Annotated in this window: 11 protein-coding genes; 10 read left to right on the top strand and 1 reads right to left on the bottom strand. The window is 72.0% G+C overall.

Annotation, left to right across the window (positions count from 1 at the left end; all coding sequences use genetic code 11):
• The 7 genes from infB to A6R01_RS05705 form a co-directional block, all read left to right on the top strand.
• Positions 1 to 2,182, top strand: a 2,182-nt coding sequence (gene infB / locus A6R01_RS05735; RefSeq protein ID WP_292604413.1) for a translation initiation factor IF-2, incomplete at its 5' end; no start/stop codon positions are given.
• A 115-nt stretch (positions 2,183 to 2,297) separates the two neighbouring features.
• Positions 2,298 to 2,783, top strand: coding sequence for a 30S ribosome-binding factor RbfA (gene rbfA / locus A6R01_RS05730; RefSeq protein ID WP_292604411.1), 486 nt, complete (start codon positions 2,298 to 2,300; stop codon positions 2,781 to 2,783).
• Positions 2,780 to 3,643, top strand: coding sequence for a tRNA pseudouridine(55) synthase TruB (gene truB, locus A6R01_RS05725; RefSeq protein WP_292604409.1), 864 nt, complete (start codon positions 2,780 to 2,782; stop codon positions 3,641 to 3,643). Before rbfA ends, truB begins: the two co-directional genes overlap by 4 nt.
• 162 nt (positions 3,644 to 3,805) lie before the next feature.
• A complete protein-coding gene (locus A6R01_RS05720) occupies positions 3,806 to 4,696 on the top strand; it encodes an ATP-binding protein (protein ID WP_292604407.1) in 891 nt (296 codons plus the stop codon).
• Positions 4,693 to 4,872 (top strand): DUF1059 domain-containing protein, encoded by a 180-nt coding sequence (locus A6R01_RS05715; protein WP_292604405.1) that lies wholly within the window; start codon positions 4,693 to 4,695, stop codon positions 4,870 to 4,872. The genes A6R01_RS05720 and A6R01_RS05715 overlap by 4 nt, the downstream gene beginning before the upstream one ends.
• Before the next feature lie 43 nt (positions 4,873 to 4,915).
• Positions 4,916 to 5,851, top strand: coding sequence for a bifunctional riboflavin kinase/FAD synthetase (locus A6R01_RS05710; protein ID WP_292604403.1), 936 nt, complete (start codon positions 4,916 to 4,918; stop codon positions 5,849 to 5,851).
• 3 nt (positions 5,852 to 5,854) lie between these two features.
• The gene (locus A6R01_RS05705; protein ID WP_292604401.1) at positions 5,855 to 6,883 is read left to right on the top strand and encodes a hypothetical protein; all 1,029 of its coding nucleotides are present in this window, start codon (positions 5,855 to 5,857) and stop codon (positions 6,881 to 6,883) included.
• Here A6R01_RS05705 and A6R01_RS05700 read toward each other — a convergent pair.
• Positions 6,855 to 9,032, bottom strand: coding sequence for a molybdopterin-dependent oxidoreductase (locus A6R01_RS05700; RefSeq protein ID WP_292604399.1), 2,178 nt, complete (start codon positions 9,030 to 9,032; stop codon positions 6,855 to 6,857). The two genes, A6R01_RS05705 and A6R01_RS05700, sit on opposite strands and share 29 nt — an antisense overlap.
• Before the next feature lie 155 nt (positions 9,033 to 9,187).
• On the opposite strand from A6R01_RS05700, the gene A6R01_RS05695 reads away from it, so the two are divergent.
• The 3 genes from A6R01_RS05695 to A6R01_RS05685 all read left to right on the top strand — a co-directional run bounded on the left by A6R01_RS05695 (position 9,188) and on the right by A6R01_RS05685 (position 12,392).
• The gene (locus A6R01_RS05695) at positions 9,188 to 9,433 is read left to right on the top strand and encodes a DUF6458 family protein (protein ID WP_292604397.1); all 246 of its coding nucleotides are present in this window, start codon (positions 9,188 to 9,190) and stop codon (positions 9,431 to 9,433) included.
• Positions 9,434 to 9,612: 179 nt separating this feature from the next.
• Positions 9,613 to 9,888 (top strand): 30S ribosomal protein S15, encoded by a 276-nt coding sequence (gene rpsO / locus A6R01_RS05690; protein WP_292604395.1) that lies wholly within the window; start codon positions 9,613 to 9,615, stop codon positions 9,886 to 9,888.
• Between the two features lie 260 nt (positions 9,889 to 10,148).
• Positions 10,149 to 12,392: a polyribonucleotide nucleotidyltransferase gene (locus A6R01_RS05685; RefSeq protein ID WP_292604393.1), complete on the top strand. Its 2,244-nt coding sequence runs from the start codon at positions 10,149 to 10,151 to the stop codon at positions 12,390 to 12,392.
• The last annotated feature ends 72 nt before the right edge of the window (positions 12,393 to 12,464 follow it).

Here is a 12,464-nt window from a genome sequence, read left to right as displayed (position 1 = left end):
TGACGGTGGCGCTCCCGGTCGCCCGGGCATGCCGCGTCCCAACCCGGCGATGATGCCCAAGTCCCCGGCCGCCTTCGGCCAGGGTCCCGGCGGTCGTCCGGCCCCGGGTCGCCCCGGTCCCGGCGGTCGTCCCGGCGCGCCCGGTCGCGGGGGTGCCCCCGGTCGTGGCGGCGCCCCCGGTGCCGGTCGGCCCGGTGGTGGCGGCTTCGCCGGTGGCGGTCGTCCCGGTGGCGGTCGTCCCGGCCAGCGCGGCCAGACCCAGGGTGCCTTCGGTCGTCCCGGCGGTCCCTCGCGTCGTGGTCGCAAGTCGAAGCGGGCCCGTCGCCAGGAGTTCGAGGCCATGGAGGCCCCGACCCTGGGCGGCATGCGCGTCCGCAAGGGCAACGGCGAGACCGTCCGGCTGGCGCGCGGCGCCTCGCTGACCGACTTCGCCGAGAAGGTCGGCGTCGACGCCGCCCAGCTCGTGCAGATGCTCTTCCACCTCGGCGAGATGGTGACCGCGACCGAGTCGGTCAACGACGAGACGCTCGAGCTGCTCGGTGAGGAGCTCAACTACGTCATCCAGATCGTCTCGCCCGAGGACGAGGACCGCGAGCTGCTCGAGTCCTTCGACCTGGAGTTCGGCGAGGACGAGGGTGGCGAGGAGGACCTCGTGGTCCGCCCGCCCGTCGTCACCGTCATGGGTCACGTCGACCACGGAAAGACCAAGCTCCTCGACGCGCTGCGTTCTGCTAACGTGGTCGACAAGGAGGCCGGTGGCATCACGCAGCACATCGGCGCCTACCAGGTCACCACCGACGTCGACGACAACGAGCGCCGCATCACCTTCATCGACACCCCGGGCCACGAGGCGTTCACCGCCATGCGTGCCCGTGGTGCGCAGGCCACCGACATCGCCATCCTGGTGGTCGCGGCCAACGACGGTGTCATGCCGCAGACGGTCGAGGCGCTCAACCACGCCAAGGCCGCGGGTGTGCCGATCGTGGTCGCGGTCAACAAGATCGACCTCCCCGAGGCCGACGCGACCAAGGTGCGCGGCCAGATGGCCGAGTACGGCCTGGTGCCCGAGGAGTACGGCGGCGACACGATGTTCGTCGACGTCTCGGCCAAGTCCGAGCTCAACCTCGACAAGCTGCTCGAGGCCGTCGTCCTGACCGCCGACGCGTCGCTGGACCTGCGGGCCAACCCGACCCAGGACGCCCAGGGCCTGGTCGTCGAGGCGCACCTCGACCGCGGCCGCGGCCCCGTCGCGACCGTCCTGGTCCAGCGAGGCACGCTGCGCGTGGGTGACTCGATCGTCGCCGGCCCGGCCTACGGCCGTGTCCGCGCCATGCTCGACGAGCACGGCGAGAACATCGAGGAGGCCGACCCGTCGCGCCCCGCGATGGTGCTGGGTCTGAACGCCGCCCCGGGCGCCGGTCAGAACTTCATCGTCGTCGAGGACGACCGGATGGCCCGCCAGATCGCCGAGAAGCGCGAGGCGCGCGAGCGTGCGGCCATGCAGGCCAAGCGCCGCGTCCGCCGCTCGCTCGAGGACTTCATGGCCTCCATGGAGAAGGGCGAGAGCCAGGAGCTCAACCTCATCCTCAAGGGCGACGTGTCCGGTTCGGTCGAGGCGCTCGAGGACGCGCTGTCGAAGATCGACGTCGGCGACGAGGTCGGCATCCGTGTCATCGATCGCGGTGTCGGTGCGATCACCGAGACCAACGTCGACCTGGCCGCCGCCTCCGACGCGATCATCATCGGCTTCAACGTCCGTCCGCAGGGCAAGGCGACCGAGATGGCCGACCGCGAGGGCGTGGAGATCCGCTACTACTCGGTGATCTACCAGGCCATCGAGGAGATCGAGGCCGCGCTCAAGGGCATGCTCAAGCCGGAGTACGAGGAGGTCTCGCTCGGCAAGGCCGAGATCCGGGCCATCTTCCGCTCCAGCAAGATCGGCAACATCGCCGGTTGCATGGTCACCGAGGGCCTCATCCGCCGCAACGCCAAGGTCCGCCTCGTGCGCGACGGCGCCGTGGTGGCCGACAACCTCGACCTGGCCTCGCTCAAGCGGGAGAAGGACGACGCCTCCGAGGTCCGCGAGGGCTTCGAGTGCGGTCTGGTCCTGCGCAACTTCCAGGACATCAAGGAAGGCGACTTCGTCGAGGCCTTTGAGATGAGGGAGATCCCGCGCGGCTGAGCACCGCACCGCTCCACCCCGTACGCCGGGCCGGTCCGTCACCACGGACCGGCCCGGCGTCGGCCGTCCAGCCCCAGGACCCCACCGGGTCCCGCCCCAGGAGTAGAAAGACCCCATGAGCAACCCGCGCGTGCGCAAGATCGCCGACCGGATCCAGGTGATCGTGGCCGAGATGCTCGAGCGCCGGATCAAGGACCCGCGCCTCGGCTTCGTCACCATCACCGACGTCCGGGTCTCCGGCGACAGCCAGCAGGCCACGATCTTCTACACCGTGCTCGGCTCACCCGAGGACCAGGAGGCCCAGCTGGCCTCGACGGCCGCGGCGCTGGAGTCGGCCAAGGGCCTGCTGCGCTCGGAGGTCGGCAAGCAGCTCGGCATGCGCCACGTCCCGACGCTGACCTTCGTCGCCGACGCCCTGCCCGAGACCGCCCGCCACCTCGAGGAGGTCCTCGCCCGCGCGAAGGCGCAGGACGAGGCGGTCGCGGCGGCGCGCGGTGAGGCGTACGCCGGCGAGGAGGACCCCTACAAGAAGCCCCGCGACCTCGACGAGGACCACGACGAGGACGAGCACGACGACCACGACCGGGACGACCGGGCGTGACCGAGCCCGGGCTGGTCGTCGTCGACAAGCCCGGCGGCATCACCTCGCACGGGGTGGTCGGTCGGGTCCGGCGGCTCGTCGGGACCCGCAAGGTCGGTCACGCGGGCACCCTGGACCCGATGGCCACCGGTGTCCTGGTGCTCGGTGTCGGTCGCGCCACGCGGCTGCTCGGGCACCTGATGCTCACCGACAAGGCCTATGACGCGACGGTGCGCCTCGGGGTCAGCACGACCACCGACGACGCCGACGGCGAGGTCGTCGCCACGACCCCGGCCGCCTCGCTGGACCCCGCTGCGGTCGCGGCTGCCTTCGGCACCCAGGTCGGCGACATCGAGCAGGTCCCGACGGCCGTCTCGGCGATCAAGGTCGACGGCAAGCGCGCCTACCAGCGTGTCCGTGACGGCGAGCAGGTCGAGCTGAAGGCCCGACCGGTCACCGTGCACGAGCTCGTGGTCGGCGACCAGCGGGTCGTGGGGGAGCACCTCGACGTCGACATCTCGGTCCGCTGCTCCTCGGGCACCTACGTCCGCGCCATCGCCCGCGACGTCGGCGCCGCGCTGGGCGTGGGCGGGCACCTCACCGCGCTGCGTCGTACCGCGGTCGGGCCCTACGACCTCGGCGTCGCCCGGACGCTGGAGGAGCTCGAGGACGACGCGAGCGTGGTGCCGATCGCCGACGCTGCCCGTGCCGCCTTCTCGTCGATCGACCTCGACGAGGACGAGGCGGGCTCGGTCCGGGTGGGACGCGCCCTCGAGCGCGACCTGGCCGGGCTCACGGCCCTCTTCGACCCCAGCGGGGAGTTCCTGGCCCTCTACGAGCCGCGGGACGGCGTCGCCCGCGCGGTCGCGGTCTTCGTCTGACCCGACGTCCGGTCATGGGGCTCGGCGCTCCGTGACCGTCCGCGGTCCGGACGTGGCCCGAACGGGCCATGCCCACCGGCCGGTCGAGCCGAAAGTGCTCGCGACCCTGTCCCGGGTCGCCCTCGTCGTACTAGCCTCGCCGGTGGGAGAGAGGGGCCGGGGATGACCCGCATGCGGTTCCGCGGGCCGCGCGTCATCGAGGGTGGTCGGATGGGGGAGGCCACCGACGCGCGCGTCGCGGCAGTGCTCGACGTGCTCGCCGGCGGCCGGGCCCCGGCCGTGGCCGAGCGTCACGGCGTCGACCCTGCGCTGCTGCACCGGTGGACGCAGGCCTTCACCGAGGCCGGCACGGCCGCGGTCACCAATCGTCCCGGCCCTGACCTCGCGCGTCAGCGGGACCGGTTCCTCAGCGTCTTCACGCACGGCCTGCGCTCGCCCCTGGCGGTCGCCCAGGCCTGGGTCGGGCTGCTCGGGGACATGTCGGCGGACGCTGCGTCCCGGGAGCAGGCGCTGGTGCGCCTGCAGGCCGCGCTCGACCTGCTGGACGAGCGCACCGGCGAGGTCGAGCTGCTGACGGCCGCGATGCTGGGACGCGTCGAGCCGGACCCCCACCCGATCACCGTCGGTGAGGTCGCCGCCTCCCTCACGTTGCCCGACGACATCGGTGGGGACGGCGCCGACGTCGTCCTCCACGTCGACCTCGACCTGTTCCCGCGGATCGTGCGCGACCTGTGGAAGGCCGCGATGACGACCAGGCCCGCTCCGCAGCGTGTCCGCCTCGACGTACGCCGGGAGGCGCCCTGGACCGAGCTCCGGATCGTCCGCGAGGGCGACCCGGTCGACCCGGCGACCGCCCGCGCGCTCTTCGAGCCGTTCGACTCCCCGGAAGGTGGGCAGTCCGGCATCACCGTCGGTCTCTACCTCGCCCGGGCGCTCACCGTCGTGCACGGCGGCACGGTGGGCATGGAGCAGGACGAGCACCACGGCGTGCTCTGGGTACGGGTGCCCGACCCGCCCGCCGCAGACCCCCACCACCAGGAGGAGACCCCATGAAGTTCCAGCTCGCGTGCGGGGACGTGATGCCCGGCTGCCCGACCAGCTTCAGCGCCGCGTCCCAGGAGCAGCTGTTCACCGAGGTCGCCTCCCACGCGGCGGCCGAGCACGGCATCACCGACGTCACCCCCGAGATCGCCGAGGCCGTCACCGCCAAGATCCGCGTCGTGGAGTGACCTGCTGCCCGGCGGGGTGACCGAGCGCCAGTAGGGTGCTGACGTGCAGCTCTGGCGGTCCTGGGACGACGTGCCGGACGACCTCGGGCCTACTGCGGTCGTCATCGGCAACTTCGACGGTGTCCACCTCGGCCACCGCCAGGTGCTCTCGCGGGCGCGGGCGGTCGCCGACGAGGGTGGCCTGCTGCTGGTGGCGGTGACCTTCGACCCGCACCCGATGGCGGTCCTGCGTCCCGAGCACGCACCCACCGCGCTCACCTCGCTCGAGACTCGCGCCGCCCTGCTGGCCGACGCCGGCGCCGACGCGGTCCTTGCGCTGCCGTTCGACCGCGAGGTGGCGTCCTGGTCACCGGAGGAGTTCGTCCAGCGGGTGCTGGTCGACGCCCTGCACGCCTCGGCCGTGGTGGTGGGCGCCAACTTCCGCTTCGGCCACCGCGCGGGCGGCGACGTCGCGACGCTCACCGAGTCCGGTGCCCGGCACGGCTTCACCGCAGAGGGGATACCGCTCGACGGTGGTCCGCAGGTCTGGTCGTCGACCTACGTCCGCACCTGCCTGGCCGCGGGGGACGTCTCGGGGGCGGCGCAGGCCCTCGGCCGCCCGTACTCCGTCCGCGGCACCGTGGTGAAGGGCGACCAGCGCGGCCGCGAGCTGGGCTACCCCACCGCCAACGTCCCGACCGACGCGATGACCGCGGCCCCCGCCGACGGCGTGTACGCCGGGCGGTTGATTCGGCTCGACACCGGTGAGTCCCTCCCCGCCGCGATCAGCGTGGGCACCAACCCCACGTTCCACGGCGAGCGGGCCCGGCGGGTGGAGTCCTACGTCCTGGACCGCAGCGACCTGGACCTCTACGGCGTCGAGGTCGAGGTCACGTTCGTGGAGCGCCTGCGCGGCATGGTCACCTTCGACTCCGTCGACGAGCTGGTCGTCCAGATGGCCGAGGACGTCGACCGCGCGCGCGACCTCCTGGCGGGCTGAGGCATGGTCCTGCCCGGTCGTCACGACCGAGGCGGCCGCGACGGCGACCCGGTCGCGGCCGCCGATGCGTGGTTCCTCGCCAACGGGTTGTCCTACTTCGTGCCGGAGCGGCGGCGCGAGGCGCGCGAGGCACTCTCGCCTCGGCGCACCGTCCCACGGCTGTTGCTGGTCGCGCTGGTCGCTGCGGGCGCCGGGGTGGCCCTGGCGTGGTTGACCTCCCAGGTGTCGGCGGCCCCGGCGGTCGTCCTGACCCTGGTGCTGCTGGCCGTCGTCTCCTACGCCCTCACCGTGCTGCACGTGCGACCGATCCTGGCGTGGGCGCTGCGGCGCACCGCGTCCTCGCTGCCCTCGCTGCTGCCCCAGATGACGCGTGCCCTGCCGCTGCTGCTGATCTTCGTGACCTTCCTGTTCATCAACGCCGAGGTCTGGCAGCTGGCGGCCTCGCTGCAGACCGGCACGCTGTGGCTCGTGGTGCTGCTGTTCGTCGGCATGGCGGTCGCCTTCCTGCTGGTGCGCCTGCCCGAGGAGGTCGACCGGGCCGACGACGCGGTGGACGAGGACTTCCTGCGCCGCGCCTGCCGTCGTACGCCGCTGGAGGAGGCGTGCGAGGAGCTGCTGGCCGACCCGGGGGCGGACCCGGTGGGGCGCGCGACGGTGACCGGCTTCGAGCGCGGCAACCTGGTGCTGTTCCTGGTGATCGTGCAGTTCGTCCAGGTGCTGCTGCTGGCGGGCACCGTCTTCGGGTTCTTCCTGCTCTTCGGCGCTCTCACCATGGGCGTCGACGTGCAGGAGTCGTGGACGGGCCTGGGTCGTGAGGACATCCACACGCTGCCCTACCTCGCGCAGGTCTCGGTCCCGCTGGGCAAGGTGTCGCTGTTCCTGGGTTCCTTCTCGCTGCTCTACCTGACCGTGTCGACGGTGACCGACGAGGCCTACCGGGAGCAGTTCTTCGGCCTGGTGACCCGCGAGCTCGAGCGGGCCGTCGGCGTCCGGGCGGTCTACCTCACCCTGCGGGAGCGGCGGCAGGGCTGAGCCGCACCGGGGTGCCGTTGAGGGCCGCGTTGCCCGAGACGTCGAGCCGCTCGGGGTCGGTCAGGTCGTTGATCGAGACCCCCGGCACCGTGCTGGCGTGCGAGAGCCGCACCCCGGGCAGCGCGTGGCCGTAGCCATGCGGAAGCGACACGACGCCGGGCATCAGGTCCTCGCTCGCGGCGCACTCGACCTCGACCGAGCCGACCCGGCTGGAGACCGTCACCACGTCGCCGTCGGCGAGGCCGCGCTCGCGCAGGTCGTCGGGGTGGGCCAGGAGCTGGTGCCGCGGCCTGCCCCGGGTGAGCCGATCGGAGTTGTGCAGCCAGGAGTTGCAGTCGCGTGCGTGGCGACGGCCGATGAGCAGCAGCTCGTCCGCGGCGGTCGTGGGCGTGCTCTCCAGCGAGGCACGCAGACGCGCCAGGTCGTCGACGACGAGGGCGGGGGTGAGGTCCACCCGCTTGTCCGGGGTCTGCAGGCGCTCGGGCAGGCAGGGACGCAGCGGCCCCAGGTCGACGCCCTCGGGGTGGCGCCGCAGCGCCCGCCAGGTCAGGCCGTAGCGGTTGCCGCGCAGCAGCAGCGGCAGGAGGAGCCGCGGGCTGGCGGTCATCCGGGCCCGTTGCTGGAGCCGCGCCCGGAGCGGCAGCTTCTTCCCCAGCCGTGCCGAGAGCCGGCGCGCCAACGCCCCGAAGACCTCCCAGTCGTGTCGGGTGCCCTTCTCCTTGGGCAGGAGCGCCGGGGTGAAGCGGGCGGTGTTGCGCACCGCCAGGCCGTGGAAGACCAGGTCGTACTGGTCGCGCTCCAGGGCGGTCGTCACCGGGAGGACCACGTCGGCGTGACGGGTGGTCTCGTTGAGGTAGATGTCGATCGCGACCATGAAGTCCAGGGAGTCGAGCGCGTCGGCCAGCCGCCGCCCGTCGGGCGTCGAGAGGACGGGGTTGCCGGCGATCGTGACCATCGCCCGGATCTGTCCCTCCCCGGGCGTCTCGATCTCCTCGCGCAGGGCCGAGACCGGGAGCTCCCCGGCGAACTCCGGCAGCTCGCGGACGCGGCTGCGCCACACGTCGTGGTGGCCGGGGGAGACGATGCGGCGCCCGACCGTGTCGATGGCGGGCTCGGGGAACATCACCCCGCCCTCGCGGTCCAGGTTGCCGGTCAGGACGTTGAGCAGGGTGACGGCCCACTGGCAGATCGAGCCGAAGCCGTGGGTGGAGACGCCGAGCCGACCGTAGACCGCGGCGCGGTCGGCGGCGGCCAGCTCCCGTGCCAGGCGCTCGACGTCGGTGGCCGGCACGCCGCTGACCCGCTCGGCGAGTTCGGGGGTGAAGTCGGCGACCAGGCCCGGGAGGTCCTCGAGGTGGTCGACGTACGCCGGTGGGGTCACCAGGTCCTCGCGCAGCAGCACGTGGACGAGCGCCAGGAGGAGCGCGGCGTCGCTGCCGGGCCGGACGAACAGGTGCTCGTCGGCGACCTTGGCCGTCTCGGTGCGTCGAGGGTCGACCACGACCATCCGGCCGCCGCGCTCGTGCAGCGCACGGACGCGTCGCGGGAAGTCGGGCACGGTCATCAGGGAGCCGTTGGAGGCCATCGGGTTGGCACCGATGACGAGGAAGAGGTCGGTGCGGTCGATGTCCGGCACCGGCAGCAGCAGCTGGTGGCCGAACATCTGCCAGGCGAGGAACTGGTGGGGGACCTGGTCCACCGACGAGGCGCTGAAGCGGTTGCGGGTCCGGAGGCTGCGGACGAAGGCCGTCCCGTGGGTGGCGGAGCCGAGCGAGTGGGCGTTGGGGTTGCCGAGGTAGACGCCGACCGCGTCGCGGCCGTGCTCGCGCGAGGTGGCCGCGAGCCGGTCGGCCACCAGGTCGAGGGCCTCCTCCCACTCCATCTCCTCCCACCGGGCGGCCTCGCCGGTCCCGACCCGGCGCACCGGCCGGCGCAACCGGTCCGGGTCGGCGTGCACGTCGGCCAGGGAGACGCCCTTGGGGCAGACGTGCCCCCGCGAGAGCGGGTCCTCGGGATTGCCGCGGATGCCGGTGACCTCACCGTCGGTGAAGGTGACCCGCAGGCCGCAGATCGCCTCGCACAGGTTGCACACCCCCAGCCGGGTGCCGGTGAAGCCGGAGGGGATCGGGGAGTCCGCGAGCAGGCCCATGACGGCATCGTGCCACCGCCGGCCCGCGCGGGGCTGAGCAGCACTCTTACCCGGTCGGGTGAGAGATCCGTCGGCCGCACCGGGCACAAGAGTCGAAGGCATCACCCCACACGCCTGACGGGCGCACGCCGCGCCCGCACCGAGAGGAGAACACCATGGGTTACGGAGCCGGAGGCTTCCTCGTCGTCGTCGGACTGATCCTGGCGTTGGCCGTCCAGGACGCCGTCGAGGGCGTGGACCTGCAGATGATCGGCTGGATCATGACCATCGTCGGCGTCGCCCTGCTGGTGCTGACCGCCGTCACGCTCAACCGCCGTCGCGAGTCGGGCACGGTCGCCACGACCACGCACCCCGACGGGTCGGTCACCGAGCGCCGCACCTCCTCGCACCACGACGTCTGACCCGCAGCGCGGGCCATGGGCCCCGTGCGGGCGAGGATTTCCACCCTCGCCCGTGCGGGGCCTATTCTCGTCCGGTTGCCGTCCAACGGCCGCGGATCGAGAGTGCCCGGGTGAACAGGCCCCGGCGCGCCGCGCAGCGAACAGGCCCAGGGGAGACCCGGAGCCGGAAGGAGACCCGTATGTCGATCGGTACCGACGCGGAGACCAAGAAGAAGATCATCGCCGAGTACGCCACGACCGAGGGCGACACCGGCTCGCCGGAGGTGCAGATCGCTCTGCTCTCGCACCGCATCTCCCACCTGACCGAGCACCTCAAGCAGCACAAGCACGACCACCACAGCCGTCGTGGCCTGCTGCTGCTGGTCGGCCAGCGCCGCCGCCTGCTGAACTACCTGAACAAGAGCGACATCGAGCGCTACCGCTCGATCATCGAGCGTCTCGGCCTGCGCCGCTGACGCACCCCTCAGACCTCGAGGGCGGAGCGGTCGCCCGAACGCGGGCGGCCGCTCCGACGCATTTCCGGCCCCGACCACTAGGCTCGGCGTCGTACAACTGAACAACCATCCACACCAGGAGTGACCCGCTCGCCCGGCTCGGTCCTCGGTAGTGGCTCTCAGAGCTCGCACCCGTGCGACGCGACTGCGGGCCTCGATCGAAGACCGGCACCTCTTCGCGGGACGCAGCGGGATGCTCTGCAACCTCAGAAGGAACACTCTTGACCGAGTCCCACACGGCTGAGCCCGTGATCTCCGCCGTCGAGACCGTCATCGACAACGGCTCGTTCGGCACCCGTACCGTCAAGTTCGAGACCGGCCTCCTGGCCCGCCAGGCCGCCGGCTCCGTCACGGCCTACCTCGACGACGAGACGATGCTGCTCTCGGCGACGACGGCCGGGAAGCACCCGAAGGACCAGTTCGACTTCTTCCCCCTCACCATCGACGTCGAGGAGCGGATGTACGCCGCGGGCAAGATCCCCGGCTCGTTCTTCCGCTCCGAGGGCCGCCCGGGCGAGGACGCGATCCTCACCTGCCGCCTCATCGACCGTCCGCTGCGCCCGACCTTCAAGAAGGGCCTGCGCAACGAGGTCCAGGTCGTCATCACCGTCCTGGCCCTCGAGCCCGACACCCCCTACGACGTCCTCGCGATCAACGCCGCGTCGATGTCCACCCAGCTCTCCGGCCTGCCGTTCTCCGGCCCGGTCGGCGGCGTGCGCGTCGCCCTCATCGACGGCCAGTGGGTCGCGTTCCCGACCCACTCCCAGCTCGAGGACGCCGTCTTCGACATGGTCGTGGCCGGTCGCGTCACCGACGCCGGCGACGTCGCCATCATGATGGTCGAGGCCGAGGCCACCGAGACCGCCTTCGGCAAGATCTCCTCCGGTGCTCAGGCGCCCGACGAGACCGTCGTGGCCCAGGGCCTCGACGCCGCGAAGCCCTTCATCAAGCAGCTCTGCGAGGCCCAGTCCGAGCTCGCCGCCGCCGCGGCCAAGCCGGTCCAGGACTTCCCGGTCTTCCTCGACTACGAGGACGACGTCTACGCCGCGGTCGAGTCCGCTGCCCGCGAGGACCTCGCGGCCGCGATGAAGATCGCGGACAAGCAGGAGCGCCAGGACCGCACCGACGAGATCAAGGACGCGCTGCTCGACCGCCTCGCCGGCCAGTTCGAGGGTCGCGAGAAGGAGCTCGGCGCGGCGTTCCGCTCGCTGAACAAGGCGCTGGTGCGCGAGTCGATCCTGCGCGACAAGGTCCGCATCGACGGCCGCGGCCTGGCCGACATCCGTCCGCTGCACGCCGAGGTCGGCCTGATCCCGCGGGTGCACGGCTCGGCGCTGTTCGAGCGCGGCGAGACCCAGATCCTGGGTGTCACCACGCTGGACATGCTCAAGATGGAGCAGCAGCTCGACACGCTCTCCCCGGAGAAGCACCGCCGCTACATGCACAAGTACGTCTTCCCGCCGTTCTCCACCGGTGAGACCGGTCGCGTGGGCTCGCCCAAGCGCCGCGAGGTCGGCCACGGCGCCCTGGCGCGCCGCGCGCTGCTGCCGGTGCTGCCCGACCGCGAGGAGTTCCCCTACGCGATCCGTCAGCTCTCCGAGGCCATGGGCTCCAACGGCTCGACCTCGATGGGCTCGGTCTGCGCCTCGACCCTGTCGCTGCTGCAGGCCGGTGTGCCGCTCAAGGCGCCGGTCGCCGGCATCGCGATGGGCCTGGTCTCCGGTGAGATCGACGGCCAGACCACCTACGTGGCCCTCACCGACATCCTCGGTGCCGAGGACGCGTTCGGCGACATGGACTTCAAGGTCGCCGGCACCCGTGAGTTCGTGACCGCGCTGCAGCTCGACACCAAGCTCGACGGCATCCCCGCCGAGGTCCTCGGTGCCGCGCTCAAGCAGGCCCGGGACGCCCGCCTGACCATCCTCGACGTCATGGCCGAGGCCATCGACGCCCCCGAGGAGATGTCGCAGACCGCGCCTCGGATCATCACCATCAAGATCCCGGTCGACAAGATCGGCGAGGTGATCGGTCCCAAGGGCAAGGTCATCAACCAGATCCAGGACGACACCGAGGCCTCGATCTCCATCGAGGACGACGGCACCATCTACATCGGTGCCACCAACGGTGCCGCCGCCGAGGCCGCTCGGTCGGCGATCAACGCGATCGCCAACCCGACGATGCCCGAGGTCGGCGAGCGCTACCTCGGCACCGTCGTCAAGACGACGAACTTCGGTGCGTTCGTCTCGCTGATGCCCGGGAAGGACGGCCTGCTGCACATCAGCAAGCTGCGTTCGCTCGCCGGCGGCAAGCGTGTCGACGCCGTCGAGGACGTCGTCTCGGTCGGCCAGAAGATCCAGGTCCAGATCGCCGAGATCGACGACCGCGGCAAGCTCTCCCTGACCCCCGTGGTCGAGGAGGAGGGCGCCGAGGGCGAGGCCGCCGAGGAGGCCGCCTCCGAGGAGTGATCCTCACCAGCACGCCGTGACCGACCCGCCCGAGCCACCGGCTCGGGCGGGTCGGTCGCTTCACCGCCACGG

Source organism: Nocardioides sp. REDSEA-S30_B4 (assembly GCF_001627265.1).
Classification (GTDB): Bacteria; Actinomycetota; Actinomycetes; order Propionibacteriales; family Nocardioidaceae; genus Nocardioides.
The sequence above is the reverse complement of the archived record's forward strand: the minus strand, read 5'-3'. Positions and strand labels throughout refer to the sequence as shown.

Coding starts and splice junctions, on each gene's coding strand:
- rbfA (WP_292604411.1), top strand. CDS start 2,298: ATGAGCAACCCGCGCGTGCGCAAGATCGCCGACCGGATCCAGGTGATC.
- A6R01_RS05720 (WP_292604407.1), top strand. CDS start 3,806: ATGACCCGCATGCGGTTCCGCGGGCCGCGCGTCATCGAGGGTGGTCGG.
- A6R01_RS05715 (WP_292604405.1), top strand. CDS start 4,693: ATGAAGTTCCAGCTCGCGTGCGGGGACGTGATGCCCGGCTGCCCGACC.
- A6R01_RS05705 (WP_292604401.1), top strand. CDS start 5,855: ATGGTCCTGCCCGGTCGTCACGACCGAGGCGGCCGCGACGGCGACCCG.
- A6R01_RS05700 (WP_292604399.1), bottom strand. CDS start 9,032: ATGGGCCTGCTCGCGGACTCCCCGATCCCCTCCGGCTTCACCGGCACC.
- A6R01_RS05695 (WP_292604397.1), top strand. CDS start 9,188: ATGGGTTACGGAGCCGGAGGCTTCCTCGTCGTCGTCGGACTGATCCTG.
- rpsO (WP_292604395.1), top strand. CDS start 9,613: ATGTCGATCGGTACCGACGCGGAGACCAAGAAGAAGATCATCGCCGAG.